Source organism: Amycolatopsis sp. N2S4-7 (genome assembly GCF_058119595.1).
On record NZ_CP172299.1, the window covers coordinates 9,296,784 to 9,322,243 of the forward strand.

The window sequence follows — 25,460 nt, forward strand, 5'->3', positions numbered from 1 at the left end:
AGAGAAGGAGAGCCTCATGAACCTCGCTTTGTGGATCGCCGCCGGGCTGCTCGCCGCCGTGGCTCTGGTCGGCGGGGTCAGCAAGACCTTCGTGCCGAAGGCGAAGCTGGCCGCGAGCCCCGGCGGTGAGTGGACCGCGGACGCCGGCACCGGGTTCGTCAAGACCCTCGGCGTCCTCGAACTCCTGGCGGCGGCCGGGCTGGTCCTGCCCGCCGTCGCCGGGGTCGCGCCGGTGCTCGTGCCGGTGACCGCCGTCTGCTGGGTCCTGCTCATGATCGGTGCGATGATCACCCACGCCCGGCACGGCGGCTACCGGTTCGTGGCGCTGAACCTGGCCTACCTCGCCGTCGCGGCCTTCGTCGCCTGGGGTCGCTTCGGTCCCGGGGCCTTCACCGCCTGACGACCCCGAAGGGAGCCGAGCCATGAGCGACCAGGCCACCGACGCGTTCGTCGCCCACCGCAACCTGCTCTTCACCGTCGCCTACGAGATGCTGGGCTCGGCCGCCGACGCCGAGGACGTCCTCCAGGAAACCTGGCTGCGGTGGGTCGAGGTCGACCAGCGGGAGGTGCGCGACCAGCGCGCCTACCTCGTCCGGATCACCACCCGCCAGGCGCTCAACCGGCTGCGCACCATGAAGCGCCGCAAGGAGTCCTACATCGGGCCGTGGCTGCCCGAGCCGCTGCTCACCGCGCCGGACGTGGCCGACGACGTCGAGCTCGCCGAGAGCGTTTCGATGGCGCTCATGCTCGTCCTCGAGACGCTGGCGCCGACCGAACGCGCCGTCTTCGTGCTGCGCGAGGTCTTCGAGCTCGGCTACGACGAGATCGCGGACGCCGTCGGCAAGAGCCCCGCGGCCGTCCGCCAGATCGCGCACCGCGCCCGGCGCCACGTCGACGCCCGGCGCCCGCGCGAGGTGGTCTCGGCGAGCCAGACCCGGGCGGTCCTGGAGTCGTTCCAGCGGGCGCTGGAAGGCCGCGACCTGCAGGGACTGCTCGACGTGCTCGCCCCCGACGTCGTCGTCGTGGGCGACGGCGGCGGCGTCAAGCAGGCCGCGCTGCGCCCGGTCAGCGGCGCCGAGAAGGTGGTCCGCTTCGTCCTCGGCGGCCTCGGCAAGACCGAAGAACGGGTCACCGTCGAGCCCACGATGGTCAACGGCAACCCGGGCCTCGCCCTGCGCCTGGACGGCGAGCTCGACGGCGTCATGGCGATCCGGATCGACGACGGCCGCATCACCGGCCTCTACTACGTGCGCAACCCGGAGAAGCTGACCCGGATCGGGACGGAGACCCCGCTGACCCTGCGGTGAGCTCAGACGTGCGTGGAGCTGAGGACGAACGCCGTGATGTGCTCGCCCAGGGCGCGGACCGGCGCGTGGTCGCGGCGTTTCTCCGCCGCCAGCTTGAGCGGCCGCAGGCGGTCCTTGGTGCGGACGGACTTCAGCGTCTCGGCCGCGTCGACCGCCTCGGTGCCGACGTCGGCGCCGCGCTCGAGGTCGCCTTCGAGCAGGTGGTCGACGGCGAGCATGGCCAGGCAGAACGCGCGGCTGCGGGCCATGTCCGGGCCGTACCGGCCGACCGCGTCGGTCAGCGCCGCGACCGCCACCCGGGCCCGGCGGGGCCGGATCCGCAGGGCGAGCTCGGTGTGCACCGTCCCCACCATCGCGGACACGTCCGTCTCGGTGAAGAACCGCGCCCAGTCCGGTGGCTCGCCGGGGCCGGCCGCTTCGAACTCCTCGGTGGCCCGGCCGAGCAGTTCGAGCGCCAGCTGTTCTTCGCCCTTCATGGCGTAGGCCCACGCCTGGTTCGCGCTGAGGATGCTCGCCGCCAGCGGGGAACCGGACCGGCCCGCGGCCAGCCTGCCGTGCTGGAACCGGACCAGCGCCTCGTCCGCCGCCCCGTGGTGCAGGTGGATCCGGCCGCGCCGGTAGTGGAGGTTGGCGGCCAGCTCGTCGTTGCCGCAGTGCTCGGCCAGCGACAACGCCAGGTCCAGGTGGTGGTGCGCGGCGCCGACGTGCCCGCTGTCGAAGCTCGTCCAGGCGGCCAGGTTGTGCAGGTCGGCCACCGCGGCGCACAGCCGGTCGCGCAGCGGCTCCGCCGCGGACGCCGCGAGCAGCTCGTGCCCGCGGTGGATCCGCACCAGCACGGCGTCGCGGCACATCCCGCCGCCGCCCGAGTAGTCGACCGCCCGCAGCGCCCTGGTCTGCGTCTCCAGCTGCTCGACGTCGTCCGGGCCGGGCCGGTCGGGGAGCGCTTGGCGAAGGTCGAACTCGGGGTTGGTCATGACCTCGACTCCTGGCGGCACCAAAAGGGTGACCTCAGAGTTTACCCGGCGCACGCCCCACCGGCGAGGGTTCGCGGGCGCGGACAGTAGTGGCTCCGGCGCGATACGTGATCCGGGACAGGTAGCGAGTCGGGTACTTGTACGGGTGCGGTGACGCACCACCGCGGGGCACGCTGGCACCGGCAGCCGATGACCGTGGGAGGTCGGAAACACATGTCGCGTCCCCGCCTCCGGGTGGTCGCCCCCGTGGACGCCGCGGATCCGCGCCCGGCCCCGGCCGCCGGCCCGCGCGACCGCTACGCCGACCTCGCCGACCGGCGGCTGGCCGCCATCCTGGCCGCCGAGGACACCGCCGAAGAACACGGCCTCAACCCGCACACCCGCAGCACCTGCTACGTCCACCGGTGCTGGGCCCACCAGTGCGTCGGTGACCCGCTGCACGTCCTGGTCGTCACCGGGCACCGGTGGTGCCGCCGCTGTGAACGCCCGGTCGCCGTCGCCGTCGACGAGACCCCGCCCGGCGCGGTGCACCTGTTCTGCCCGTGCTGCGGCCAGGCCGGGTCGGCGGCCAACCGCGAGGTCCGCCAGGCCTGCCGCACGAGCATCGCCGCCATGCACGGTGGCGACACGCCGACGCTGTACCGGCTCCCCGACGCGTGACGCCGCCGGGTTGCTTCCTCCGAGGGACGCCCGCGCGGTCGCATTGACCAGCCCGCCGGACCCTCCCTACGGTTCAGTGGTGGGCAAGGCGGGCGCGGTGTGCGGCAAGGGCAACCTGCCTGCGGACACCACCAGTTTCGTGGGCCGCAAGCCTGACGTAGCCGAGGTGAAGCACCTGCTGACGCGGGCGCGGCTGGTCACCCTGACCGGCGTGGGCGGCGTCGGCAAGACCCGGCTGGCCGTGCAGACCGCCGCCGGGCTGTCCCGCGCGTTCCCCGACGGCGTCTGGCTGGTCGAGCTCGCCGGGGTCCAGGACGCGGCGCTCGTCGCGCACACGGTGCTCGAGGCGCTGGGCGTGCACGACGAAACCGGCCGCGGCCCGGCGGCCGTGCTCGCCGAGCACCTGCGGGACCGGCGGCTGCTGATGGTCCTGGACAACTGCGAGCACCTCCTGGACGCGTGCGCGGCGCTGGCGCACGACCTGCTGCGGGCCGCGCCGGGCCTCCGGCTGCTCGCGACCAGCCGCGAGCGGCTCGCGCTGGCCGGCGAGCACCTCTGGCCGGTTTCCCCGCTGCCGCTGCCGGAGCCGGGGCGGCCGCTGCCCGGCGGGGCCTGGCTGCGCTACCCGGCGATGACGTTGTTCGCCGAACGCGCGGCCGCGGTCGACCCGGGGTTCGCCGTCACCGCGGAGAACCAGGAGCGCGTCGCCGAGGTGTGCCGCCTGCTGGCCGGCATCCCGCTGGCGATCGAGCTCGCGGCCGTCCGGCTGCGGGTGCTGACGCTGGCGGAGCTGGAATCCGGGCTGGGCGACTGCTTCCGGCTGCCCGGGACGGTGAAACGGGGCGGCGAGCCCCGGCACCAGACCCTGCTGGCCGCCATCGACTGGAGCTTCGCCCTGTGCGGCCCGGCCGAACGGCACCTGTGGGCCCGGGCGTCGGTGTTCGCCGGCGGGTTCGACCTGCCGGCGGCCGAGCGCGTCTGCGCGTTGCCCGCCGGTGAGCTGCGGGACCGGCTCGCGGGGCTGGTGGAGAAGTCGGTGCTGCTGCGCGAAGCCGACGGCGACCGCCAGCGGTTCCGGCTGCTGGAGCCGTTGCGGCAGTTCGGGCGGGCCAAGCTGACCGAGTCCGGGGAAGCGCCGGTGGTGCGGCGGCGGATGCGGGACCACTACCTCGACCTGGCCGTGCGGAGCGAACGCGCCTGGTTCGGCCCGGACCAGGCGGAGATCTTCCGGCGCACCCGCGCGGACCACGCGAACCTGCGGGCCGCCCTGGACTACAGCCTGACGGAGCCGGGCGAGCTCGAGACCGGCCTCCGGCTCGCCTCGACGCTCTGGTTCTACTGGGCGGGCTGCGGGGTGTTCGGCGAAGGCCGCCACTGGCTCGACCGCGCGCTCGCCCTCGCGTCCGAACCGGGCGCCGAGCGCACGAAAGCGTTGTGGGTCAACGGGTACGTCGCGACGCTGCAGGGCGACAACGCCGCGGCGGTCGCGATGCTGGAGGAGTGCCGTTCGTACGCCCGGCAGGCCGGCGACGACGTCGCGCTGGCGTACGCGACGCACCGCCTCGGCTGCAACCTGCTGGTCGGGGACGACGTCGGCGACGCGAAGACCCTTTTCGAGGAAGCGCGAGACCGCTACCGGCAGCTCGGCGAGCTGAACAGCAACGTGATGCTGGCGGGCATCGAACTGGCCGTCGCTTCGATCTTCCTCGGCGACCTCGACCGGGCCGCGGAGCTGTGTGAAGAGGCGTGCGCGACCGGCGTCGCCCACGGCGAGCAGTGGGCGCGCGCCTACGCGATCTACGTCCAGGCCCTGGTCGCACTGGGCCGCGGCGACTTCGCCCGGGCTGCCGAACACGGGCGGCACTGCCTGCGCGTCAAGAGCACGTTCCACGACCTGCTGGGCATCGTGCTCGCGATCGAGCTGCTGGCCTGGAACGAGGCGGCCCGGGAAAACTGGGAACCCGCCGCGACGATGCTGGGGGCCGCCCAGCCGATCTGGCAGGCCGTCGGGTTCCCGATGTTCGGGTCCCGGTATTTCGGGGCCCCGCACGGAGAATGCGAGACGAGGACCCGCCGGGCACTGGGGGAGGGGCCGTTCGAGGCGGCTTACCGGCGGGGACGGGAGTTCGGGCTTCCGGAGGCGATCGCTTATGCGCTGGGGGACTCTGCTTCGTCGTCGGTTCCCGAGCCGGAGCGGGTCACTCCGCTGACGGATCGGGAGCAGGAGGTGGCCGCTCTCATCGCCGACGGCCGGTCCAATCAGGAGATCGCCGACCGGCTGGTCATTTCGCGGCGGACTGCGGAGGGGCACGTGAATCGGATTCTGCGGAAGCTGGGGTTCGATTCCCGGGCTCAGGTGGCGGCTTGGGCTGTCCGGGGTGAGACCGTGGTGGGCTTTTAGACCTGGTCTCAAAACTTAAGGGTGTGTCACTGCGTAACCTGCCGGTCCTGGTCGTCGATCGTGGGCAGTCGTGGCGAAGACGACGCACAAGCGGCGGGTCGAAGACCGGCTCTGGGAGCTGATCGAACCCCTGATCCCGTCCCGACCAGCGCCGCGCGGTCTGGGTGGGCGGCCCCGGATCGATGACCGTGCCGCGCTAGAGGGGATCTTGTTCGTGCTCGACACCGACTGCCGCTGGCGAGACCTACCCGAGCAGCTCGGATGCGGTTCCGGGCACACCGCGTGGCGGCGGTTACGTGAGTGGCAGGACGCCGGCGTGTGGGACCGGCTGCACCAGCTCGTGCTCGACGAGCTGTCCAACATCGACGAGCTCGACTGGACCAGAGGCTGCATCGACGCGGTGTCGGTGCGGTCGAAAAGGGGGGCGAGCTGACCGGCCGCAGCCCCACCGACCGGGGTAAAGCCGGCTCCAAGTACCACGTTCTGTGCGACGCGAACGGGCTACCGCTGCACATCATCTTGTCGGCGGCAAACACCCACGACAGCATGCTGTCCGAGCCGCTGCTGGACACGAACCCGACCGTGCGCGGCCACCACGGCCGGGCGGGCCGGCCTCGATGCCGACCGGACAAGCTGCACGCCGACAAGGGCTACGACTACCGCCGCTGCCGCCGCTACCTGACCCGCCGCGGAATCAAGGTCCGTATCGCCCGGCGCGGGATTGAGGGCAAGTCCCGCCTCGGCCGGGTCCGCTGGGTCGTCGAACGCACCATCTCCTGGCTGCTGCGGTTCAAACGCCTCGGGCTGCGCTACGACCGGACCGAATGCACCACGCTGGCGCTGCTCACGCTGGCCTGCACCGTGATCAACGTCCGCCGGCTCATAAAGATCGAGCTCTGCGACCAGGTCTAACGCATCCATTCACTCGTTTGGGATACATCGGTAGCTCTGTGTCGTTGGGTGGGGTGACTGGTGAGCTTCTGAGCGCGGAGCAGGTCCTCGGGTCGGCACGGGGCCCGTCACCACGAGGGAGATCGATCTCCTGGAAGAGGCTGCAGCCGCGTTGCTGACGGCACCATCGACGGGGATGAACGAGCACTCTCGTCGGGAAGTGATCAGCCATCGGTGGGGCCGCCTCTTCAGAGGCGTTCGATGCGGTCGGCCTGCGGGCCCCGGTCGCTCTGACGCACCGCGTACCGGACCCGGTCGCCCTTCTGCAGCGGCTCCGACCCCATGATCACGGACACGTGGGCGAAGAGATCGTCGCCGCCTGCGTCCGGGGTGATGAAGCCGAAGCCGCGGTCGCCGTCGTAGCGCGCGACGACGCCCTCGCCGCCTCGTACGGGCACGTCCCGCGCCGCCGGCCCTGCGGCCGCGGCAGGTGCCGACCGCTGCGGCGCCGTCTGGGGCTCGGCGCCCCGGACCAGGTGCACGTCGCGGGCCTGCGGGCCCTTGTCTCCACTAGCCACCTCGTAGGCGACGCGGTCGCCCTCCGCGAGCCACGTCAGCCCCTCGGCCAGGGCCCGGGCGTGAACGAAGACGTCCCCGGCGCCGGAGTCGGGGTTGATGAAGCCGAAGCCCTTGTCCTCGTCGTACCAGGCCACCGTGCCGTCGGCACCGTCCGCGATACCAGCCGCAGCGGGTGAGCCGGCCCCTGCTCCCAGCGGGATCACGTGCCCGGCCTGCGGGCCGCGCTCGCCTTCGACGATCAGGAAGGCCACCCGCTGCCCCTCGGTGACCACGCCGCCGGTCACGATGGCGGAGCTGTGCACGAAGATGTCGGCGCCGCCGCCGTCCGGCGACGCGAAGCCGTACCCCTTGCCCGGCTCGTACCAGTTGATGGTGCCGAGCAGGCCCACGGCGCTGCCGGTGGCCGCATCGGCGGTGACGCGAACGCGCAGCGCCTGGGGCCCGCGGTCGTTCTCGCCGACCTCGAACACGACGGCCTGACCCTCGCGGAGCACTTTCGCGCCGCCGTCCCCGACGATCTCGGAGGCGTGCACGAACACGTCCGGCGAGTCGTCCTCGGGCGCGAGGAAGCCGAAACCCCGTTCGGCGTCGAACCAACGGACGGTTCCTTGCGGCATCAAAGGCTCCAGGTCGAGAGGGCGGGCAATGGCCCCCAGTCTCTCTGACAGACCTCCGGTCCGTCGGGCCGGGGCCCCACAGGCGGGCGGTGCGGAGCCACGGGCGGGCCGTTGGTTCACCTAGCGACACGCCGAGTTTTGAGACCAGGTCTTAGGGATACGGAAAGGCCCGCAGCCAACGGCTACGGGCCTCCACCCCCGCTCTCGAACCGACGGACATCTAATCGTCCAGAACGCCCATCGTCAGGTTGACCGTGGTGCCCGTCATCCCGCTCGCCCGGTCCGAAGCCATGAACGCCGCCAGGTCGGCCATCTCCCGGAGCGTCAGGACCCGGCGCCGGTGGGTTGCGCCCGCCAGTGTTGCCTGGAACTCCTCCCACGTCACGCCCATCGCCTCGCCCTTGAGGTCGAAGATCTCCCGCATCGTGCCCGTCTCCGGCATGGCGTGCGGCCGCAGGCCGACCACGCGGAGGCCGTGCGGGGACAGCTCCGCCGACAGGTCGCGGGTCAGCTGCTCCTTCGCCGCCTGTGCCGGGCCGTAGCCGCCGTTCAACGGGGATCCCTTGCGTGCCGGGAGCGCGGTCACCGTCATGATCACCCCCGACCCCTGGGGGATCATCCGCCGCGCCGCCGAGCGGGCCGTGAGGAAGTACGACGTCGCGTAGTCGGTGAGCGGGCGGGAGAACCGCGCCGCCGGGAGCTCGGCCAGCGGGACGCCCAGGAGCTCCTGGTCGGGGAGCCCGATCGCGTTCACCGAGACGTCGACGCGTTCCAGCGAGCGCAGGTGGCGGTCCACGGCCTGCTCGTCGAGTGCGTCGACCTCGGCCGGCGAGGCGACGCCACCCGCCGCGGTTATCTCCTTCGCGACCGTTTCGACCGCCGCCGGGGACCTTCCGGTCGCGTGGACCGTCGCGCCCTCCGCGCCGAACGCCCGCGCGATCGCGCCGCCGATCGCCCCGCCCGCTCCGTAGACCACCGCGACCTTGCCGGACAACATCATCACCGGGTTCCTTTCTCGAGTGCTCGGAGAGGCAGACCCCGCGACCGCGGCGAACCGGGCGCCCACTTTCCGCGGCGGCCGGTGTCCGTACAGGATGTGAGTGCGGGAGAAAGGCGGGGGCGATGACAGCGGAGCTGGTTTCGAGAGCGCGGGCGGGCGACGGCGAGGCCTTCCGGGAGCTGACCGAGCCGTACCGCCGGGAGCTGCAGGTGCACTGCTACCGGATGCTCGGCTCCCTCCAAGACGCCGAAGACGCCCTCCAGGACACGCTGCTGGCCGCGTGGCAGGGCTTCGGCGGGTTCGAGGGCCGCGCGTCGATCCGGACGTGGCTGTACCGGATCGCCACCAACCGCTGCCTCAACGCGCGCCGCGCGGCCGCGCGGCGCCCGGCCAAGGCGTGGGACGTGCCCGGGGTCGAACCACCCGAGCCGACCCGGCTCGGCGAGGTCGTCTGGCTCGAGCCGATCCCCGACGCCCTGCTCGACGGCGGGATCGACGTGCCGCTCGGCCCGGAGGCCCGTTACGAACGCGCCGAATCGATCTCGCTCGCGTTCGTCACGGCGCTGCAAGTGCTGCCGCCCCGCCAGGTCGCCGTCCTCGTGCTGCGGGACGTCCTCGGGTTCCGGGCGAGCGAGGTGGCGTCGATGCTGGACACGACGGTCGAATCGGTGACCAGCGCCCTCAAGCGGGCGCGCGACGGCCTGCGGCGCCGCGGGACGGCGGACCGCCCGCCGGCCCCGGGCTCACCGGCCGAGAACGCGCTCGTGGCGAAGTTCGTCCGGGCCTGGGAGTCCGCCGATCTCGACGCGCTGGTGGGCCTGCTGACCGACGACGCCTTCGTGGCGATGCCGCCGATGCCGTTCGAATACGAGGGCCGGGACGTCGTCGCCGGCTTCTGCGCGGCCCTGTTCGCCGCGGGCCGCCGGTTCGACCTGGTGCCGGCCCGGGCGAACGGCCAGCCGGCGTTCGGGGCGTACCTGCGCACCCCGGCCGGCCGCCGCCACGGGACGGGCCTGTACGTCCTGACGCTCGCCGGCGACCGGATCGCGGCGATGGTCCGCTTCGACGCCGCCGTGCTCCCGCGGTTCGGCCTGCCGCGATCGCTGCCGGACCGCCGGCCGGTCACCCCAGCCGTTCGTTCCAGTCCTCGAAGGCCTTGACCAGGTCTTCCGGGCCGCCGGCCGCCCGCAGCCGCCCGGTCTCGGCCTCGATGTAGTGGCGGTACAACGGAACCAGCCCCGCGGCCAGCTCCGGACCCAGCTCGTCCGCGTCCAGCGGGTGTCCTTCCCGGACGCGCGCGGCCAGGCGGACCAGGGACTTCGCCGGCGCGTCCGGCCGGGCCAGGTACCACTCGAGCGCCTCGTCGTTCGTCGCGGCGCGGCCGCCGCTGTCCGTCGTTCCCGTGTAGAGGAAGCGGACCGGGAAGAACACCGCCTTCGTGAACCACACCGGGTCGGCCAGCAGACGGCGTGGCTGGTGGAACTCCGCCGTCACCTCGGGGGTCGCCAGCACCGCGATCGCGAACTGCGCGCTCTCGAGCAGCATTTCCGCGGCGGCCGGGCGGAACACCTCCGCGGTGACGTCCTCGCCGAGGAGGACGCGGCCGTGCTCGGCGAGCTGCAGGCGGTCGAGCGCGGGGAAACGGCCGTCGTCGCGGCCTTCGCGCAGGGCCGGCAGCGACGCCCAGAAGACGGAAAGCTTGCGGTGCAACGGACTGCGCTCCTGCAGCGCCTCCGTCGTGGCCGCGACGGACTCGCGGTCGCCGTCCTGGACGTCGGTGAGGACGAGGGCCAGGTCGATGTCGCTCACCGCCGGCGAGTAGCCGCCGTAGGAAAGGCTCCCCAGCAGGTAGGCGCCGATCAGGCGCTCGCCCAGGGCTTCCTGGTAGGCGCGCGCGGCTTCGCCGGCGATGGCGCGGGCCGCGGTGGCCGGTTCGGTCGTCGTCATGCGGCCACCGTATCGCGGCGGGCGCACTCGGCGATGCGGTCGGAAACCACGCCGATCACCTGCCACGCCCGGTCCAGCACCGTGATCACGGCGTCCGCGGTCCAGCCGTCGTGCTGCCGCAGCAGTTCGTACCCCATCTCGAGGTGCTCGACGTCGGCTTCGTCGTGCAGCTCGAAGTACTCGTCGTCGGGGAACGCACGGGTGCCCGCCTGGCTGAACACCAGGCTCCCGGCTTCGAGGGCGAGGTGGGCCAGGACGGCGCGCTGGACGCCGGACAGCACCGCGAACTGGTCGACGAACCACGACGCGCCCATCTCGATGACCGGGTCCCAGACCGGTTCCCGGTCCTCCGCGCGGCTGCGGGCCAGGATCCGGTCGTGGCCGATCTCCTCCTGCTGGTGCTCGAGCGCGAGCGCCCGCAGCTTCGGGTCGCTCTCGAAGGCGACCCGGGCGCTGATCATCCGCTGGAAGGCGTTCGACCACGGCTGCAGGTACGTGAGCACCGCTTTCTTCGTGTCGGGCGGGGTGTCCTCGTCGGTCAGCAGCCGGATCAGCTCCGACGACTCGTACTCCCGTTGCCGCTGTTCGTTGTGGCGGGCGATGCGCTCGACGTCCTGCTGGGTCACGATCGGCTCCTTACCGTGGTGCTGCGCGAGATCATCTTTCCTGGGGCACTAGGCAAGATCAACAGGCGAAAGGTCGTAGACGGGGAACCGGAAGTACGTGGTGACGTCGCCGCGCCGGCCCGCCGCGCGGTAGCTCACCAGCTCCAGGACGCCCCGGCTGCCGGTCAGCGGGCCGGGCGCCAGCGCGGCGGTGAGCGTGCGGAACCGGCCGGGGTCCACGCCTTCGCGGTGCAGCAGCGCGGCCGTGCGCTCCACGGCTTCCTGGTCGTCCGGGGCGAGGGTGGGCAGCCGCAGGTAGGTCGTGGACTCGGCGGCGCGGTCCACGCCGGACCGGAACGCCAGGCAGGTCAAGGCCGCCTCGCCGGCGTCGTCCCGGTCACCGGCCAGCAGCCGGTAGGCCGACCGCGCCGCTTCGGTGTCGTGGCGCAGCGCGACGGCGGCGACGCGGTCCACTTCGGCGAGACCGGCGCCGTGGTTGCGGTAGTAGATCTTCACCCTGGCCTCCGCGTCGTCGGCCAGGTCGACGGCGAAGAACTCGATCTCCCGTTCGCCTTGGACGTTTTCGATGCGGCGGCGGGCGTCGTCCCAGGCGGTGGTCATGCCGAGCCGGTCCATGGCCTCGGTCACGGCAGCGTGGCGCTGTGGTTCAGGCCACTCGTAAAGTCCGTAATAGGTCTTGTGGACCACTTTCGAGGGTGGGCGCCAGGCGATCGAGTGCCACACGGGCGCCGGGGACGGCCGGCCCGCCGGCGGCGTGAACGTCTCGTGGACGCGCTCCGCCCGCCGGGCGACGAAACCGCTGTCACCAGGCGGAACCACGGTTTGGCCGAAGCTGTCGAACAGCACGCGCAGCTCCGGCTCCCGCCCGGACCAGTTCACCGACATCTCGGCCGGGAAGCCGTCGTCCGCCACATAGGACGGCGGGGCGGGCACGAGCCCGATCCGCTCGTGCGCCCACCGGGGCAGCAGCGCGCGCAACGCCTGGGTGGTCCGGACGGACTGTTCCACCGGAACCTCGAGCGCCTCGCACGCGGTGGACCACAGCCCACACAGAAAGTCACCGAACAGCCGGCCTCTCGCCGGATAGTTTTCCCTTATATATTCAGGAAACTCCGGCGCGCGACTGGTCACGAGCGGATGCTATCAGTTTGATGCTTGCTCAACTAAAAGGCTGCACCCGGGTGGTCCAACCAATTGGGCCATGTGGGTTCGCCGGTGTCCGCCGTGGACACGCAGGGACACGGGCGTTGTCCTGTGCGGACAAAGGTGGACAGGGTCGGACAAAGGCGGACACCGAATGGACATCCGGTGTCCGCCCGCCGGCTCAGACCCGCACGGGGGCCACCGTCATCGCGTGCTTGACCAGCCGGATCAGCGCGAGCTTGCTGGAGTCGCGGTCACGTGCGTCACACATGACGATCGGCACGCGGTCCGGGACGACCAGCGCCTCGCGGATCTCGTCGGCGGTGTAGCGCGGCGCGTTGTCGAAGCAGTTCACCGCGACGACGAACGGGATCTTCCGCCGCTCGAAGAAGTCGATGGCCGCGAAGCTGGTTTCCAGGCGCCGGGTGTCGACCAGCACGATCGTCCCGATCGCGCCGCGCGCCAGGTCGTCCCACATGAACCAGAAGCGCGCCTGGCCCGGCGTCCCGAACAGGTACAGCACGTGCCGCGGCGAGATCGTGATCCGGCCGAAGTCCAGCGCGACCGTCGTCGTGGTCTTCCGCTCCACGCCGGACAGGTCGTCCACCCCGGCGCTCGCCTCGGTCAGCACCTCTTCCGTGGTCAGCGGCGGGATCTCGCTGACCGAGCCGACCATGGTGGTCTTCCCGGCGCCGAAGCCGCCCGCGACGATGATCTTGACCGGGGTGGGGACCATTTCCGTCCCCGCGCCGTCAGTACTTGATGAGGCCATCGAGAACCGCCTGGAGTGTTTCGAGGTCCGGCGACTGCGCCGGGTTGTGGGTGGGGGACCGCGTGATGACGAGACCGCGGTCGATCAGGTCCCCGACGAGCACGCGCACGACCCCCAGCGGGATCTTGACGTAGACGGCGATCTCGGCGATGGACACCGGGTGGCGGCACAGCTGCACGATCGCCACGTGCTCCGGGCCCAGCCCGGCCGGCTCCTGTTCCGACCGCAGGGTCATGACCTGCGTGGACAGGTCGAGCCGCGCGGTGTCGGCCGGCGTCCGGCCGCTGGTGATCGTGTACGGCCGGACCAGCGGCCCGGCGGCCTCGTCGTACCAGCCGTCGTCGGAACTCACGTGGCCTCCCGCAGGACGTGCGCCGCTTCGCGCGGCGCGGACGCCATGTAGTCGCCGACCCGTTTCACCAGCCGGCTCATCTCGTAGGCGATCATCTCGACGTCGACGCTGTCCGCGGCCAGCACCGCGAGGCAGGCACCCTGGCCGGCCGCCGAGACGAAGAGGTAGCCGCGCTCCATCTCGATCATGTTCTGCAGCACCGGCCCGCGGTTGAACTGCTTGCTCACCCCCTTGGCGAGGCTCTGCAGGCTGGAGGCGATGGCCGACAGCTGGTCCGAGTCGTCCTTGCTCATGCCGGCCGACTTGCCGATCAGCAGCCCGTCGGCGGACAGCACGATGGCGTTCTGCGCGCCGACCACGCGGCTCACCACGTCGTCGAGCAGCCAGTTGAGATCGGGTTTGGGGTTCCCGTACTCGTTCATGCTCCAGAGACCTTGACTTTCCTGTGTGGACTTTTCGGTGTGCTGTCGCGGACTAGGCATCGCCGGGCCCGACGCGCCCCCGGCGAGTGCCCTTGTGGAACGCGGCGAGCGTGCGCGCGGTGCCTTCGCCCGGCGCCACGACGTCGTCCTCGCTGTCGTCGGGTTCGTGTTCGAGCTGGGCGACGAGGTTCTGCTGGGGCTCGCGCCGGGGCAGCCGGGGCCGGTCGTCGGCCGGCTTCCCGGTGGTGGCGGCCGGTTCGGCCGCGGGCACCGGCTCCGTGACCGCCACCGGCACGTCGGGCAGGGCTTCGGGCGGGGTGAGCGCGCGTGCCGGGTACGGCCTCGGCTTGGTGTCTCGCTTCATCGGGATCTGGCCGGTGAACGAGCTGGGCGTGTCCATCGAACGGAGCGGGCTTTCTGCTGCCTGCGGCGCGGGGGCGCCCACCGGGGCGAGGACCGCGGTGTCCTCGGCCGGAACGGATGCGGGGTCTTCGGCCGGGTTCTCGTTCTGGCCGGCCAGGTGCTGGGCCGGGATGAGCACGGTGGCGCGGAGGCCGCCGTAGCGGGACGGGTCGAAGGTGACCGTGATGCCGAGCCGGTCCGCCAGGCGCGCGACCACGAACAGGCCGAGGCTGGAGTCGGCCCGCAGGGCCATCGCGTCGAACTCGGGTGCCTCGGCCATCATCGCGTTGGCCCATTCGCGGACACCGTCCTTCATGCCGAGTCCCTGGTCCGAGACGTCGACGACGACGCCGCGCGCGACCAGCCTGCTGGTCACCTCGACCGGGGACCCGGGCGGCGAGAACGACGTCGCGTTGTCGACCAGCTCGGCGACGAGGTGGATCGTGTCGGCCACCGCGGCGCCGACGATCGCGACGTCGGCCACCTGCTCGACCTGGACCCGCGCGTACTGCTCGGTCTCGGAGACGGCCGCGCGCAGCACCTCCATCAGCGGGACCGGTTTGCGCCAGCGGCGGCCGGGCTGCTTCCCGCCGAGGATGATCAGGTTCTCCGTGGTGCGGCGGGCGCGGGCGGCGAGGTGGTCGAGCTGGAACAGCGAGGCCAGCTGCGTCGAGTCGTCCTCGCGGGCTTCCATCTCGTCGAGGATCTGCAGCTGCTGGTGGACCAGCACCTGGTTGCGGTGCGCGATGCCGAGGAAGACGTTGTGCACGCCGCTGCGGGCCTTGGCCTCGCTCGCCGCGGCGTTGACCGCGGTCAGCTGGGCGACGTTGAACGCCTCGGCCACCTGGCCGATCTCGTCCCGGCCGTGGTCGAGCTGCGGGAGCTCTTCCTTCAGGTCGACGGCGTCGCCGTTCTTCAGCCGCTCCACGATGTTCGGCAGGCGGTTGCGGGCGAGGTCGAGCGAGTCGTTGCGCAGCCGCGCGAGGCGCGTCATCAGCGCGCGGTCGACGAGCGAGCGGGACACCCGGACGGCGACGATGATCGCCGCCAGCGAGGCGAGCAGGGCGAGGATGCTGCCGATGATCACGTTGCGCAGCTGGGCGTCACCGGAGTCGATCGCGGCCGCGGAAACCTTGTCCGCCTGGGTGATGGCGAGGTCGTTGAGGCCCAGGGCGACCTGGCTGGTGGCGTTCTGCCAGTCCGTTCCGGACACCGGCACGGAGTTCTGCTCGCCGGGGGACCACGGGCCGTGCTTCACGATCGCCTCTTCGGCGGTCGCCAGCTGCCGCCAGGCCGTGCTGGTGGTCAGCGCCCGGTACTTGTCCTGGACGCCGGGGTCGAGGAACGGCGCGACCTGGGCCAGCTGGGTCCGGTAGGTGCCGGACAGCCGCGCGAACTGCGCGAAGTCGTCGGGCGCGAACGTTCCGGCGGAGAAGGCCGTCGACACCAGCGACGTCTCCCGCGACATCGCGTCACCGGCGCGGAAGACCGAGGTCGCCGTGATGCCGCCGGTCGCCGCTTCGGCGTCGGGCACGACGCGGGCCTGGGTGTCGAACAGGTTCGACGCCGTGTCCATCAAGCCGTTGTAGTAGTTGTTGACCTGCGCGCGGTCGATGCTGCGGAAGCTGATCTGCGAGCGCAGCACGGGAAGCTGGTCGAACTGGGCCTTCAGCGCGTTGACCTTGGTCGCGATCTCGTCCGGCGCGTTGGAGATCGTGGCGGCGAAGGCGTCCTTCAGCGCGACGAGCTTCTCGTCGGTCGCCTTCTGCTGCTGTTGCAGCCGCGCCGGGCCGAGCGCGGGGTCGTCCAGGTACTGCAGCGCGGTCTGGCGTTCCTTCTGGAACTCGGCCAGCGCGCTGGCGGCGGGGATCGACACCTCGCGCACCGAAGCCGCCACCGCCCGGACATAAATGCCGTTGAAGAGGAAGTACGAGGAGACCGCGATCCACAGCACCAGCAGAGTCACGCTGGGAATGAGAACGGTCCTGGTCAGCCTTTTGCGGATCGACTTGTCGTACGGCTTGTCCGACTCGTCCTTGTCGTCTTTGTTCTGCACGGCGGTTCACGAACTCCTGAGTGACGGTCGGCGAAGAATGGGGACCCGGACGAGGAAGCGGACACGACGATGGGACACAGCGGCCGCCGTCACCCGTCTTCGCCTCACCCTCCGTGTTGCCGCGGAATCGATCAGGGTCCGTTTTTTACCACGAACCCCTGGGGGCCGGTGGTCGTGACCCGCCTTGCGGACAGTCGTCCGGCACGCGGCGAACGGCGTTTACCGAGTGCGTCCGGACGGTTACCGGCATTTGCTCTGGTAACAGGCCCGGGACGCATTTCGACAACTTGCACACTGGGCCGAACGGGTGAAAGTGAATTCGGCCGCTTCGCCCTGCCGGGTAGTCGTGGCGCGGGAAAGAAGGGGCAGCGCGATTGCCCCGGCGGTCTTGCGGGAGAGCCGGCTCAGCCGTCCGCGGGTTCGCCGTGGCCGACGTCTTCCCGCCTCTCCGGCAACGGCCGGCGCGGCTCGCGGACCCCGCTCGGGTCCCCGCCGCCGGCGATCCAGACGGTCACCGTTCCCCACCGGGCCAGCCGGGTGCCGGCCGGCGGGAGCTGGGCCACCACCAGGCCGTTCAGGAGGGGGTGCGGGCTGTCGGGGTCGGGGCCCTGCAACAGGAGCCCGGCGTCGTGGCCGGACAGCCACGCGTCGAGGGCCTGCCTGCCCCGGAAGTTCGGCACGATGACCGGTTCGTCCGCCACTGCTCTTCACCCGTGCTCCAGGATATCGAGCAAGGCAAGCCTTTGACAAACTCGAGCCTATTGTCAACTGGGCTGTACATCCTCTATCTTCCTGTAAAGCCAGCCAACGGAGGAGGGTGTGATGAGCGAGACGACCGGGACCGTGCCCGCCGGTTCGACCGAGCTGTGGCGTGATCGCAAGAGGTACCTGTGGCTGATCGGCCTGGTGGTGCCGTCCCTGGCGTTCCTCGCCATCGGGCTGCACGCGGCCACCGGCTGGGGCGCGTGGTTCTGGATCGGGCCGGTGGTCATCCTCGTGATCGTCCCCGTGATCGACCTGGTCGCCGGGCTGGACCGCGGTAACCCGCCGGACGACGTGCTCGAACAGCTGGAGAACGACCGCTACTACCGGTGGATCACCTTCGCCTTCCTGCCCGTCCAGTACCTCGGCTTCGTCGCCGCGTTCTGGCTGATCGCCCGGGGCGACCTGACGGTGGCGGACAAGATCGGGCTCGCCGTGTCGATCGGCTGCATCGGCGGGATCGGCATCAACACCGCGCACGAGCTCGGCCACAAGAAGGAGAGCCACGAGCGCTGGCTGTCGAAGATCGCGCTGGCCCAGAGCTTCTACGGGCACTTCTACATCGAGCACAACCGCGGCCACCACGTCCGCGTCGCGACGCCGGAGGACCCGGCCAGCAGCCGCGTCGGCGAGAGCTTCTACCGCTTCTGGCCCCGCACCGTCTTCGGCTCGCTGAAGTCGGCGTGGCGGCTGGAGCGCAAGCGCTACGCCCGGCGCGGCAAGCACCCGTTCCGCCTCGGCAACGACGTCCTCAACGCCTGGCTGATGTCGGCGGTGCTGTGGGCCGCGATGATCGCGTGGCTCGGCGTCGGAGTCCTGCCCTACCTGGTGATCCAGGCCGTCGTCGGGTTCTCGCTGCTGGAGGTCGTCAACTACATGGAGCACTACGGCATGCTGCGGCAGCAGGTGGGCGCGCCCGGACGGCGCCGCCACGAGCGGGTGGATCCCAGTCACAGCTGGAACTCCAACAACATCGCCACCAACGTCCTGCTCTACCACCTGCAGCGGCACAGCGACCACCACGCCAACCCGACCCGCCGCTACCAGACCCTGCGCGACTTCGCCGAATCACCGGTGCTGCCCACCGGGTACGCCGGGATGATCGTGCTGGCGCTGGTCCCGCCGCTGTGGCGCCGCGTGATGGACCCGCGGGTGCTCGCCCACTTCGACGGCGACATCTCCCGCGCCAACATCCAGCCGTCGAAGCGCGCGAAGATCCTCGCGCGGTACGGGACCCGCGTCACGGCGGCCGCGCCCGAGCGGGCCGACACGCGCGGGGACGCGACCGAGGGCGGCATGTGCCCGGGCTGCGGGTACGTCTACGACGAAGCGCTCGGTGACCCGCGGGAAGGCTTCCCGGCCGGCACGCCGTGGTCGGCGATCCCGGATTCCTGGTGCTGTCCCGACTGCGGCGTGCGCGAGAAGGTCGACTTCGTCGCCCCGGGCCGGGTGGGTGCGTGATGCGGATCGAAGCGGATCGCGGCCGGTGTGACGGCTTGGGCATGTGCGAGGCGATGGCCCCGGACTTCTTCGAGGTCGGCGACGACGGCACCGTCGTCGTCCTCGACGAGCGGCCCGGTGACGAACACCGGCAGGACGTCGCCGCCGCGGTCGACGCCTGCCCCGTGCTGGCCCTGAAGCTGCGATGACGTTCGTCGTCGTCGGGGCTTCGCTGGCCGGGCTGCGCGCGGTGGAATCCGCCCGCCGCACCGGGTACCGCGGCCGGATCGTGCTGATCGGCGCCGAGGAGCACCTGCCCTACGACCGGCCGCCGCTGTCGAAGGCGTTCCTCGGCCCGGACCACTCCGGTCGCGTCGAGCCGTTCCGCTCCGAAGCCGCGCTCCGGGACGGACTCGGCGTCGAACTGAGGCGGGGTGCCCCGGCCGAAGGTCTCGACACCGACGCCCGCGAGGTCGCCGTCGCGGGCACGACCGTGCGCTACGAAGCGCTGGTCATCGCCACCGGGGCGAGCGCCCGGCGCTTCCCGGGAGCAAGGCCGTTGCGCACGGCCGAAGACGCCGCCGTGGTGCGCGCCGCACTGGACCGCGGCGCGCGCACCGTCGTGATCGGCGCCGGGTTCATCGGCTCGGAAGTCGCGTCCGCGGCCCGCGAGCGCGGCCTGCCGGTGACGATCGTCGAGGCTTCGGCCGTCCCGCTCGCCCGCGCGGTCGGGGAGGCGGCCGGGGCGGCGCTGGCCGGGCTGCACCACGCGGCCGGCACCGATCTGCGGCTCGGCACCGAGGTCACCGGCATCGACGGCGGCCGCGTCCGGCTGTCGACCGGCGAGGTCCTGCCCGCGGATCTCGTGGTCGCCGGCATCGGCGCGGCCCCGGCCACCGGCTGGCTCGAAGGCAGCGGACTGACGCTGCACGAGCGCGACCGCGGCGTGGTGTGCGACGCGACCCTGGCCGCCGGACCACCGGGGGTCTACGCCGCGGGCGACGTCGCGCACGCGCCGAACCCGCTGTTCGACGGCGACGTGCTGCGGCTCGAGCACTGGACGAACGCGGCCGAGCAGGGTGCGGCCGCCGCTCGCCACGCGCTCGACCCGGCCGGCGCGCGGCCCCTGGAAGCCGTGCCGTACTTCTGGTCCGACTGGTACGGCCACCGGATCCAGTTCGTCGGCACCCCGCACGCGGACGAGGTCGTGACGGCCGGGGACACCACGCTCTACCGCCGCGGCGACCGGATCGTCGGCGCGCTCACCGTCGACCGCCCGCGCGAGATCATGAAGCACCGCAGGCGGATCGCCGCCCGGGCCGCCTGGCCTGAGGCTTTGGCCTTCCTGGGCGCGGCCTAGAATGACGATCATGAGCGGGGCACTTCCGGCACCGCCCGGAGCGGGTCAGCACCGGCGGCCGATCATCACCGCGGCGATCGGGCTGACCGCGCGGTCCGGGTGGTCGGCGGTCACCATGGCCCGGCTGGCGGAGCTGGCCGGCGTCAGCCGCCAGACCGTGTACAACGAGATCGGTTCCAAGGCCGCGCTGGCCGAGGCCATGGTCGCGCACGAGCTCGAGCGGTTCCTCTCGGTCGTCGACGCGGCCTTCGAGCGTCACCCGGACGACCTCGTCGAGGCGATCTACGACGCCGTCCGCGCGGTGCTGGAGCTCGCCGACGACAACATCCTGCTGCGCGCGATCGCGTCCGCGACGCACGGCACCGCCACCGAGCTCCTGCCGCTGCTGACCACCCAGGCGGGCACGCTGCTCACCCAGGCGAAGACCATGCTGGCCGCCCGGGTGCGGGCCTACCGGCCGCCGCTCACCGACGAGCAGGTCGCCGTGGTGATCGACCTGGTCGTCCGCACGGTCCTCAGCCACGTCATGCAGCCGTCGGACACCCCGGCCCGCACGGCGGACGCGCTGGCGTGGGTCGCGGCGCGGGTCCTCGGCGTGGACGCGACCCCGCCCCTGCGCCACACCTGACGCTCAGCGGAGCCCGTGCCGGTCCAGCCACGCCGCGATCTCCGCGCCGATCTCCTTCGGCCGGTCCTCCTGGGCGTGGTGCCCGGCCTCCCCGCAGGCGACGACGTCGAGCGCGGCGATGTGCCCCGCGCACCAGCGCGCCAGCTCCTCCCCGATGAGCAGCGTGGGCGAGCCTTCGAAGGTCAGGAGCAGCTTCGGGGTGCCGGTGCTGCCGGCCAGCCACTCGTCGTAGGCCTCGATCCGCGTGACGAGCCCGGCCGGGTCGCCGCCGAGCGGCAGCTGGCGGGCCCAGGCGAGGACCGGGCGGCGGCTCTCCGGGGTCGGGAACGGGGCGAGGTAGGCGGCCAGGTCGTCGTCGCCGACCGGGGTGCGCACCCCGCCGGTGAACGCCTGGCGGATGAACAGGTCCTGGGTCAGCACCAGGTCCTCGCCGACGCCCGGCGTGCGGATCCTGCGCGACCGCTCGGCCGCCTGCGGCGTCAGGTCGTCCCAGGCCATCGGCTTCACGATGGTTTCGAAGAAGGCGAGCCCGCGGACGCGGCCGGGGTGCCGGGCCGCCCAGTCGAAGGCGAGCGCGCCGCCCCAGTCGTGGCCGACGAGCACCACGTCGTCCAGGCCGAGGGCGTCGAACCAGGCGTCGAGGTAACGGGCGTGGTCGGCGAAGGCGTACGGGATGTCCGGCTTGGCCGAGCGGCCCATGCCGATGAGGTCCGGCGCCAGGAGCCGGCCGCCGCCGACGTGGGGGAGGACGTGGCGCCAGCCGTGCGACGAACCGGGGTTGCCGTGCAGGAAGACGATCGGGCTGCCGGTGCCGGACTCGGTGTGGTGGAGGATTTCGGTCATTGCGGTGTCCCTTCCAGCGGGGTGTCGAGCAGGAGGCCGAGTTCGCGGCTCAGCGCCGCGGTGCGGGCGCCGTCCCGGCCGCCGAGGGGTGCGAGGAGCCGGTCGAGCAGCTCGGCCACGGTGGCGATCGCCGGCTCGACCACCTCGCGCCCGCGGGCGGTGAGGCTCAGCCGGACGGTCCGGGTGTCGGCGGGGTCGCGGGTGCGCTCGACGAGCCCGTCGGTGTCGAGGGCGCGCGCGAGCTTGGAGACGTAGAGCGCTTCCAGTCCGGTGTGGTCGGCCAGCTCACGCTGGCTGGGGCTGGTTCCGGCGCGTTCCAGGCCGAAGAGCGAGGACAGGAAGACGTACTGCGCGTGCGTCAGCCCGATCGGCGCGAGGGCGCGGTCCACCGCGACCCGCCACTTCATCGAGAGCCGCCAGACGAGGTGGCCGGGAGTGCTCATGCCAGATACTGTACATGGCTACTAAGTACATGGCTACTATCCGGGCGGGCCGCTGCCGGCCGTCAGCCGGCCAGCTCGCGGATGCGGTCCATGGCCGCCCGCACCTCGGCGAAGCCGGTCGTGAGCGGGCTCAGCCCGATGCGGATGCCGTCGGGACGGCGGAAGTCGATGAGCACGCCGTGCTCGATGAGGACGCGCGAAAGCCGTTCGGCGTCCGGGTGGCGGAGGGTGACGTGGCCGCCGCGGCGGTCGTCGTCGCGCGGCGAGGCGACCGTGAACCCGAGCGGGACCAGCCAGGCGTCGGCGAGGACGAGCACCCACCGGCCGAGCGCCACGGCCTTGGCCCGGACGCGGTCGATGCCCGCTTCCGCCAGCAGCGCCACACCTTCCTGGACGCCGGCCATGCCGAGCACCGGCGGGGTGCCGGACAGCGCCCGCCGGATCCCGGGCGCGGGCACGTACCGGTCCGCCATGCCGAACGTGTCGGCCGCACCCATCCAGCCCGTGATGGGCTGGCCGAACGTCTCGTGGTGGCGCGCGTTGACGTAGAGGAACGCGGGCGCGCCCGGCCCGGCGTTGAGGAACTTGTACGTGCAGCCGACGGCGAAGTCGGCGCCGGCCGCGTCCAGCTCGACGGGGATCGAGCCGACGCTGTGGCAGAGGTCCCAGACGACGAGGCCGCCGCGCTCGTGCACCAGCCGCGTCACGCCGGCGAGGTCGGCGATCGCCGCCGACCGGTAGTCCACATGGGACAGCACGACCGCCGCGGTGCGCGGCCCGGTGACCGCGGCGACGTCTTCGGGACGGACCTCCTGGGCGTCGATCCACCGGACGGCGAGGCCGAGTTCGGCGGCGACGCTCTCGACGAGGAACCGGTCGGTGGGGAAGTTCGCGGTGTCGGTGACGAGCTCGTCGCGTCCCGGCCGGAGCGCGACGGCGGCCCGGAGCGTCTTGTAGAGGCAGACGGACGTCGAGTCGGCGACGATGGTCTGCCCGGGCGCGGCCCCGAGCGCGACGCGGCCCAGCTCGTCCCCGATCTCCTCGGGCAGGGCGAGCCAGCGCTCGTCCCAGGACCGGATGAGCCGGGCGCCCCACTCCTGGCCGACGAGCTCCTGCAGCCGCGCGGCGGTGGCGCGCAGCGGACGGCCCAGCGAGTTCCCGTCGAGGTAGGCCACGACCCCGGGGTCGGTGATCGGGACGAACCGGTCACGGAACGCGGCGAGCTCGTCTTCGGCGTCCAGGCGGGCGGCCCGCTCGGCGGAGGTGTCGGTCATGTCCGCCATGATGACGGGCGCGCACCGGGCGGCACCCGCGGGCGTGCTGCACCGTGCCCGGGGCCGGCTCAGCCGTTCTTTTCCTTGACCCGCACGGCTTCCTTGCGCACCTCGGCCTGCGTGGCGCGTTCCCGCACCAGCCAGTCGGGGCTTTCCGCCTTCAGCGCCTCGATCTGCTCGGTGGTGAGCGCTTCGGTGACCCCGCCGCGGGTGAGGCCGCCGATGGAGATGCCCAGCTTCGCCGCGACCACCTGCCGCGGGTGCGGGCCGGTGCGGCGCAGCTCCCGCAGCCACTCGGGCGGGTCGGCCTGCAGCGCGTTCAGCTCGTCGCGCGAGACGAGGCCCTCCCGGAACTCCGCGGGGGTGGCTTCGAGGTACACACCCAGCTTCTTCGCCGCGGTCGCGGGCTTCATCGTCTGGGTGGTCTTGTGCGACGTCATGCCGTCCAGGGTAGCCAGCGTCACCCCCGGTAACCTGACCCGGTGACCGACCCCGCCTCTTTCAAGCTCGCGTACGTCCCGGGCGCGACCCCCGCCAAGTGGGTGCGGACCTGGGCCGAGCGGGTGCCGTCGGTCCCGCTGACCCTCGTCCCGGTCGCCGCCGCCGACGCGGCGGCCCTGCTGCGGGAGCGCGGCGCCGACGCGGCGCTGGTCCGCTCGCCGATCGACCGGGACGGCCTGCACGCGATCCCGCTCTACACCGAGACGACCGTGGTCGTGGTGCCCAAGGACCACCTGATCGCGGCGGCGGACGAAGTGTCCACCGTGGACCTGGCCGACGAGGTCGTGCTGCACCCCCTCGACGACACCCTCGAGTGGGCGCCCCTGCCGGGCCGCCCGGCGGCGCAGCGCCCGGCGACGACGGCGGACGCGATCGAGCTGGTGGCCGCCGGCGTCGGGGTGCTCGTCGTCCCGCAGTCGCTCGCCCGGCTGCACCACCGCCGCGACCTCACCTACCGGACGGTCGCGGACGCGCCGCAGTCGAGCGTCGCGTTGTCGTGGCCGGACGACGAGACGACCGACCTGATGGAGCAGTTCATCGGGATCGTCCGCGGCCGCACGGTCAACAGCACGCGCGGACGCCCGCAGGCGCCCGTGGAACGCCAACGCCCGGAACGCAAGCCCGCGGCGGCGAAACCGGCCCGGCGCGGCGCCGCGCCGAAGCGCGGGAGGCCGCGCCGCAAGTCCTGAGCGTCAGGAGGTCGCGCAGACGCAGTTGCCGTCGGCGCGGTCGGGCAGATCCGGGTCGTCGAACCAGAAGCCGTCCTCGCCGAGGTAGCGGAACTGGAGCACGGTGCCCGGCGCGACGTCGACCGAGGCCGAACGGCGGCCGTTGGACCGCGGGGTGAGGTGGTGGCGGCCGGGCGTCCAGTCGTTGAACGACCCCACGACGCTCACCCGCCCGGGTGGCGCGCCGATCGGCAGGCTGAAGGTGACGCGCTGGGTGCCGGCCCGGCTCTTGCTGATCTTGATCACTCGGTGAACGGCCTTTCGCGGAAACGGTCGGGAGGACGTGCTCGGCACTGAGCGCCGACATGATGACACAGCTGTGACGATTCGGTCACGTGCAGTGCCCGATGGGGTTACGACGCCGCTCAACGGTTCGCCACCGACCGGGTGGTCCTGCCCCGAACCATGATCATTTCACTGCCGGACGTGCGCTCAGGTGCGAGACTGACTGCCGTGACCGTCACCGTTGATCGTCATGTCAAGGACCCGTGTGCCTGGCTCGGAGCCGTCGCCCACGAGCTCGCCGTCCTTCCTCCGGCGGACACGCGCGGGGTGCTCCTGACGGTGTGGGACGGGCTGGTCGCCGCCCGGCTGGCCGGGCTGCACGCCGCCTTGGCTTCGCCCCGCTGGCAGGCCCGGCAGCGCCACGCCGAGGCGGTCGAGTTCGACCTCGCCGTGCAGCTGGCGCGCAACTGCACCGTCGGCACCGGCCTGGCCATCCCGGCCCGGCTGCCCGGGGCCGCGGTCGCCTGGTCCGGCGAGCGGGCCGACGCCGCGGTCGCCGCGATCGTTTCCTTCTGCGGCACCGCCGAAGCGGTGCTGCGCCGGGCGGGCGAGCTGACCCCGGTGTGGGAGGACAGCCTGCTCGGCCCGGTCGCGCTGACCCGCTGGCTCGCCGACTGCTGGACGGGCCGCCACACGGGCTGCCCCCTGCGGTTGCCGGTGCCCGCACCGCCGTGGTGGCGCTGAGGTCCGTGTCCGTCAGGGGATGGCTGGGCCGGCGGAAGCCGGCGCCGGGCGAGAGGAGGCCGGGGTGACCGAACCAGTGGCCCCGCTCACGAGACTCCCCGACGCGGCCCGCGCGGCGGCGCGTGCGCTGCTGCTGGCCGAGCTGACCCTGGCACGGAGGAACGCGTTCGCCGCCGGCTGCCCGCCGGAGACGTTGATGGCGATCTTCGACGCGCGTCGGCACGCGGTGACCCAGGACGGTCTCGAGTGCGGCGGTTGAGTGAGCCGCTGAGGGTTCTGGCACGGCCGGGACAGTGGTCGCGATCCGGCCGGTGCGGTCGTTGCTCGAGTGCGGCCGAGACCATGCCCCCGATCCGGCCGACC

Annotated in this window: 29 protein-coding genes; 13 read left to right on the top strand and 16 right to left on the bottom strand. The window is 72.3% G+C overall.

Annotated elements, in window-relative coordinates; translation table 11 throughout:
- Positions 1-16 precede the first annotated feature (16 nt).
- Positions 17-400: a DoxX family protein gene (locus tag ACH54P_RS43790; RefSeq protein ID WP_489909187.1), complete on the top strand. Its 384-nt coding sequence runs from the start codon at positions 17-19 to the stop codon at positions 398-400.
- A gap of 22 nt (positions 401-422) precedes the next feature.
- Entirely contained in the window at positions 423-1,307 is an 885-nt protein-coding gene (locus tag ACH54P_RS43795; RefSeq protein ID WP_489909188.1) for an RNA polymerase sigma-70 factor, read from the top strand.
- A gap of 2 nt (positions 1,308-1,309) precedes the next feature.
- On the opposite strand, the gene ACH54P_RS43800 is transcribed toward ACH54P_RS43795, so the two are convergent.
- On the bottom strand, positions 1,310-2,494 hold the full coding sequence (locus tag ACH54P_RS43800; protein WP_489909189.1) for a tetratricopeptide repeat protein: 1,185 nt from the start codon (positions 2,492-2,494) through the stop codon (positions 1,310-1,312).
- On the opposite strand from ACH54P_RS43800, the gene ACH54P_RS43805 reads away from it, so the two are divergent.
- The 3 genes from ACH54P_RS43805 to ACH54P_RS43815 all read left to right on the top strand — a co-directional run bounded on the left by ACH54P_RS43805 (position 2,495) and on the right by ACH54P_RS43815 (position 6,254).
- Complete coding sequence (locus tag ACH54P_RS43805) at positions 2,495-2,941, top strand: hypothetical protein (protein WP_489909190.1); 447 nt, start codon at positions 2,495-2,497, stop codon at positions 2,939-2,941.
- Between the two features lie 79 nt (positions 2,942-3,020).
- The gene (locus ACH54P_RS43810; RefSeq protein WP_489909191.1) at positions 3,021-5,342 is read left to right on the top strand and encodes an ATP-binding protein; all 2,322 of its coding nucleotides are present in this window, start codon (positions 3,021-3,023) and stop codon (positions 5,340-5,342) included.
- 70 nt (positions 5,343-5,412) lie between these two features.
- A protein-coding gene (locus tag ACH54P_RS43815; protein WP_489909192.1) for an IS5 family transposase occupies positions 5,413-6,254 on the top strand; the annotation gives its coding sequence in 2 pieces (ribosomal slippage) (positions 5,413-5,749 and positions 5,749-6,254; 843 coding nt in all).
- A gap of 227 nt (positions 6,255-6,481) precedes the next feature.
- Here ACH54P_RS43815 and ACH54P_RS43820 read toward each other — a convergent pair.
- Both ACH54P_RS43820 and ACH54P_RS43825 read right to left on the bottom strand, forming a co-directional pair.
- Entirely contained in the window at positions 6,482-7,429 is a 948-nt protein-coding gene (locus ACH54P_RS43820) for a cold-shock protein (RefSeq protein ID WP_489909193.1), read from the bottom strand.
- A gap of 220 nt (positions 7,430-7,649) precedes the next feature.
- The gene (locus ACH54P_RS43825) at positions 7,650-8,429 is read right to left on the bottom strand and encodes an SDR family NAD(P)-dependent oxidoreductase (RefSeq protein WP_489916974.1); all 780 of its coding nucleotides are present in this window, start codon (positions 8,427-8,429) and stop codon (positions 7,650-7,652) included.
- Positions 8,430-8,551: 122 nt separating this feature from the next.
- Between ACH54P_RS43825 and ACH54P_RS43830 the strand changes: the two genes are divergently transcribed.
- Complete coding sequence (locus tag ACH54P_RS43830; protein WP_489909194.1) at positions 8,552-9,589, top strand: sigma-70 family RNA polymerase sigma factor; 1,038 nt, start codon at positions 8,552-8,554, stop codon at positions 9,587-9,589.
- Here the strand turns inward: ACH54P_RS43830 and ACH54P_RS43835 are convergent.
- From ACH54P_RS43835 to ACH54P_RS43870, 8 genes are all read right to left on the bottom strand, one after another.
- Positions 9,552-10,376, bottom strand: a complete 825-nt coding sequence (locus ACH54P_RS43835; RefSeq protein ID WP_489909195.1) for a hypothetical protein — start codon at positions 10,374-10,376, stop codon at positions 9,552-9,554. The genes ACH54P_RS43830 and ACH54P_RS43835 overlap by 38 nt on opposite strands.
- Entirely contained in the window at positions 10,373-11,002 is a 630-nt protein-coding gene (locus ACH54P_RS43840) for a hypothetical protein (RefSeq protein WP_489909196.1), read from the bottom strand. Before ACH54P_RS43840 ends, ACH54P_RS43835 begins: the two co-directional genes overlap by 4 nt.
- A gap of 48 nt (positions 11,003-11,050) precedes the next feature.
- On the bottom strand, positions 11,051-12,010 hold the full coding sequence (locus tag ACH54P_RS43845) for a hypothetical protein (RefSeq protein WP_489909197.1): 960 nt from the start codon (positions 12,008-12,010) through the stop codon (positions 11,051-11,053).
- Between the two features lie 316 nt (positions 12,011-12,326).
- Positions 12,327-12,881 (bottom strand): GTP-binding protein, encoded by a 555-nt coding sequence (locus ACH54P_RS43850; protein WP_489909198.1) that lies wholly within the window; start codon positions 12,879-12,881, stop codon positions 12,327-12,329.
- 16 nt (positions 12,882-12,897) lie between these two features.
- Positions 12,898-13,269, bottom strand: a complete 372-nt coding sequence (locus ACH54P_RS43855; protein ID WP_489909199.1) for a DUF742 domain-containing protein — start codon at positions 13,267-13,269, stop codon at positions 12,898-12,900.
- Positions 13,266-13,691 carry a roadblock/LC7 domain-containing protein gene (locus tag ACH54P_RS43860; RefSeq protein WP_155545909.1) on the bottom strand — a complete coding sequence of 142 codons (426 nt, stop codon included), beginning with the start codon at positions 13,689-13,691 and terminating at the stop codon, positions 13,266-13,268. The genes ACH54P_RS43855 and ACH54P_RS43860 overlap by 4 nt, the downstream gene beginning before the upstream one ends.
- A 52-nt stretch (positions 13,692-13,743) precedes the next feature.
- The gene (locus tag ACH54P_RS43865) at positions 13,744-16,149 is read right to left on the bottom strand and encodes a sensor histidine kinase (RefSeq protein WP_489909200.1); all 2,406 of its coding nucleotides are present in this window, start codon (positions 16,147-16,149) and stop codon (positions 13,744-13,746) included.
- A 404-nt stretch (positions 16,150-16,553) separates the two neighbouring features.
- Positions 16,554-16,850 (bottom strand): PASTA domain-containing protein, encoded by a 297-nt coding sequence (locus tag ACH54P_RS43870; RefSeq protein WP_489909201.1) that lies wholly within the window; start codon positions 16,848-16,850, stop codon positions 16,554-16,556.
- 121 nt (positions 16,851-16,971) lie between these two features.
- On the opposite strand from ACH54P_RS43870, the gene ACH54P_RS43875 reads away from it, so the two are divergent.
- From ACH54P_RS43875 to ACH54P_RS43890, 4 genes are read left to right on the top strand one after another with little or no spacing between them, the layout of a single operon-like run.
- Positions 16,972-18,372 carry a fatty acid desaturase gene (locus ACH54P_RS43875; protein WP_489909202.1) on the top strand — a complete coding sequence of 467 codons (1,401 nt, stop codon included), beginning with the start codon at positions 16,972-16,974 and terminating at the stop codon, positions 18,370-18,372.
- Complete coding sequence (locus ACH54P_RS43880; protein ID WP_489909203.1) at positions 18,372-18,560, top strand: ferredoxin; 189 nt, start codon at positions 18,372-18,374, stop codon at positions 18,558-18,560. Before ACH54P_RS43875 ends, ACH54P_RS43880 begins: the two co-directional genes overlap by 1 nt.
- Complete coding sequence (locus ACH54P_RS43885) at positions 18,557-19,711, top strand: NAD(P)/FAD-dependent oxidoreductase (protein ID WP_489909204.1); 1,155 nt, start codon at positions 18,557-18,559, stop codon at positions 19,709-19,711. The genes ACH54P_RS43880 and ACH54P_RS43885 overlap by 4 nt, the downstream gene beginning before the upstream one ends.
- 1 nt (position 19,712) lies before the next feature.
- The gene (locus tag ACH54P_RS43890; protein WP_489909205.1) at positions 19,713-20,339 is read left to right on the top strand and encodes a TetR/AcrR family transcriptional regulator; all 627 of its coding nucleotides are present in this window, start codon (positions 19,713-19,715) and stop codon (positions 20,337-20,339) included.
- A gap of 3 nt (positions 20,340-20,342) precedes the next feature.
- On the opposite strand, the gene ACH54P_RS43895 is transcribed toward ACH54P_RS43890, so the two are convergent.
- From ACH54P_RS43895 to ACH54P_RS43910, 4 genes are all read right to left on the bottom strand, one after another.
- Positions 20,343-21,182, bottom strand: coding sequence for a haloalkane dehalogenase (locus ACH54P_RS43895; RefSeq protein ID WP_489909206.1), 840 nt, complete (start codon positions 21,180-21,182; stop codon positions 20,343-20,345).
- A complete protein-coding gene (locus ACH54P_RS43900) occupies positions 21,179-21,625 on the bottom strand; it encodes a MarR family winged helix-turn-helix transcriptional regulator (RefSeq protein WP_489909207.1) in 447 nt (148 codons plus the stop codon). Before ACH54P_RS43900 ends, ACH54P_RS43895 begins: the two co-directional genes overlap by 4 nt.
- 62 nt (positions 21,626-21,687) lie before the next feature.
- A complete protein-coding gene (locus tag ACH54P_RS43905) occupies positions 21,688-22,899 on the bottom strand; it encodes a kynureninase (protein ID WP_489909208.1) in 1,212 nt (403 codons plus the stop codon).
- A gap of 68 nt (positions 22,900-22,967) precedes the next feature.
- Entirely contained in the window at positions 22,968-23,339 is a 372-nt protein-coding gene (locus tag ACH54P_RS43910; protein WP_489909209.1) for a DUF5997 family protein, read from the bottom strand.
- 42 nt (positions 23,340-23,381) lie between these two features.
- Between ACH54P_RS43910 and ACH54P_RS43915 the strand changes: the two genes are divergently transcribed.
- Positions 23,382-24,089 carry a LysR substrate-binding domain-containing protein gene (locus ACH54P_RS43915; protein ID WP_489909210.1) on the top strand — a complete coding sequence of 236 codons (708 nt, stop codon included), beginning with the start codon at positions 23,382-23,384 and terminating at the stop codon, positions 24,087-24,089.
- 3 nt (positions 24,090-24,092) lie between these two features.
- Here the strand turns inward: ACH54P_RS43915 and ACH54P_RS43920 are convergent, their stop codons facing one another.
- Positions 24,093-24,374 (bottom strand): early set domain-containing protein, encoded by a 282-nt coding sequence (locus ACH54P_RS43920; RefSeq protein WP_489909211.1) that lies wholly within the window; start codon positions 24,372-24,374, stop codon positions 24,093-24,095.
- Between the two features lie 207 nt (positions 24,375-24,581).
- Here ACH54P_RS43920 and ACH54P_RS43925 point away from each other — a divergent pair, with 207 nt between their 5' ends.
- Together ACH54P_RS43925 and ACH54P_RS43930 are read left to right on the top strand one after the other, a co-directional pair.
- The gene (locus tag ACH54P_RS43925; protein WP_489909212.1) at positions 24,582-25,097 is read left to right on the top strand and encodes a hypothetical protein; all 516 of its coding nucleotides are present in this window, start codon (positions 24,582-24,584) and stop codon (positions 25,095-25,097) included.
- Between the two features lie 64 nt (positions 25,098-25,161).
- Positions 25,162-25,356, top strand: a complete 195-nt coding sequence (locus ACH54P_RS43930; RefSeq protein ID WP_489909213.1) for a hypothetical protein — start codon at positions 25,162-25,164, stop codon at positions 25,354-25,356.
- Positions 25,357-25,460: the final 104 nt, after the last annotated feature.

Bases quoted from the DNA above. Each gene is read 5' to 3' on its own strand.
- ACH54P_RS43790 (WP_489909187.1), top strand. From the start codon at position 17: ATGAACCTCGCTTTGTGGATCGCCGCCGGGCTGCTCGCCGCCGTGGCT.
- ACH54P_RS43795 (WP_489909188.1), top strand. From the start codon at position 423: ATGAGCGACCAGGCCACCGACGCGTTCGTCGCCCACCGCAACCTGCTC.
- ACH54P_RS43805 (WP_489909190.1), top strand. From the start codon at position 2,495: ATGTCGCGTCCCCGCCTCCGGGTGGTCGCCCCCGTGGACGCCGCGGAT.
- ACH54P_RS43820 (WP_489909193.1), bottom strand. From the start codon at position 7,429: ATGCCGCAAGGAACCGTCCGTTGGTTCGACGCCGAACGGGGTTTCGGC.
- ACH54P_RS43825 (WP_489916974.1), bottom strand. From the start codon at position 8,429: ATGATGTTGTCCGGCAAGGTCGCGGTGGTCTACGGAGCGGGCGGGGCG.
- ACH54P_RS43830 (WP_489909194.1), top strand. From the start codon at position 8,552: ATGACAGCGGAGCTGGTTTCGAGAGCGCGGGCGGGCGACGGCGAGGCC.
- ACH54P_RS43835 (WP_489909195.1), bottom strand. From the start codon at position 10,376: ATGACGACGACCGAACCGGCCACCGCGGCCCGCGCCATCGCCGGCGAA.
- ACH54P_RS43850 (WP_489909198.1), bottom strand. From the start codon at position 12,881: ATGGTCCCCACCCCGGTCAAGATCATCGTCGCGGGCGGCTTCGGCGCC.
- ACH54P_RS43860 (WP_155545909.1), bottom strand. From the start codon at position 13,691: ATGAACGAGTACGGGAACCCCAAACCCGATCTCAACTGGCTGCTCGAC.
- ACH54P_RS43875 (WP_489909202.1), top strand. From the start codon at position 16,972: ATGAGCGAGACGACCGGGACCGTGCCCGCCGGTTCGACCGAGCTGTGG.
- ACH54P_RS43880 (WP_489909203.1), top strand. From the start codon at position 18,372: ATGCGGATCGAAGCGGATCGCGGCCGGTGTGACGGCTTGGGCATGTGC.
- ACH54P_RS43885 (WP_489909204.1), top strand. From the start codon at position 18,557: ATGACGTTCGTCGTCGTCGGGGCTTCGCTGGCCGGGCTGCGCGCGGTG.
- ACH54P_RS43890 (WP_489909205.1), top strand. From the start codon at position 19,713: ATGACGATCATGAGCGGGGCACTTCCGGCACCGCCCGGAGCGGGTCAG.
- ACH54P_RS43895 (WP_489909206.1), bottom strand. From the start codon at position 21,182: ATGACCGAAATCCTCCACCACACCGAGTCCGGCACCGGCAGCCCGATC.
- ACH54P_RS43900 (WP_489909207.1), bottom strand. From the start codon at position 21,625: ATGAGCACTCCCGGCCACCTCGTCTGGCGGCTCTCGATGAAGTGGCGG.
- ACH54P_RS43905 (WP_489909208.1), bottom strand. From the start codon at position 22,899: ATGACCGACACCTCCGCCGAGCGGGCCGCCCGCCTGGACGCCGAAGAC.
- ACH54P_RS43910 (WP_489909209.1), bottom strand. From the start codon at position 23,339: ATGACGTCGCACAAGACCACCCAGACGATGAAGCCCGCGACCGCGGCG.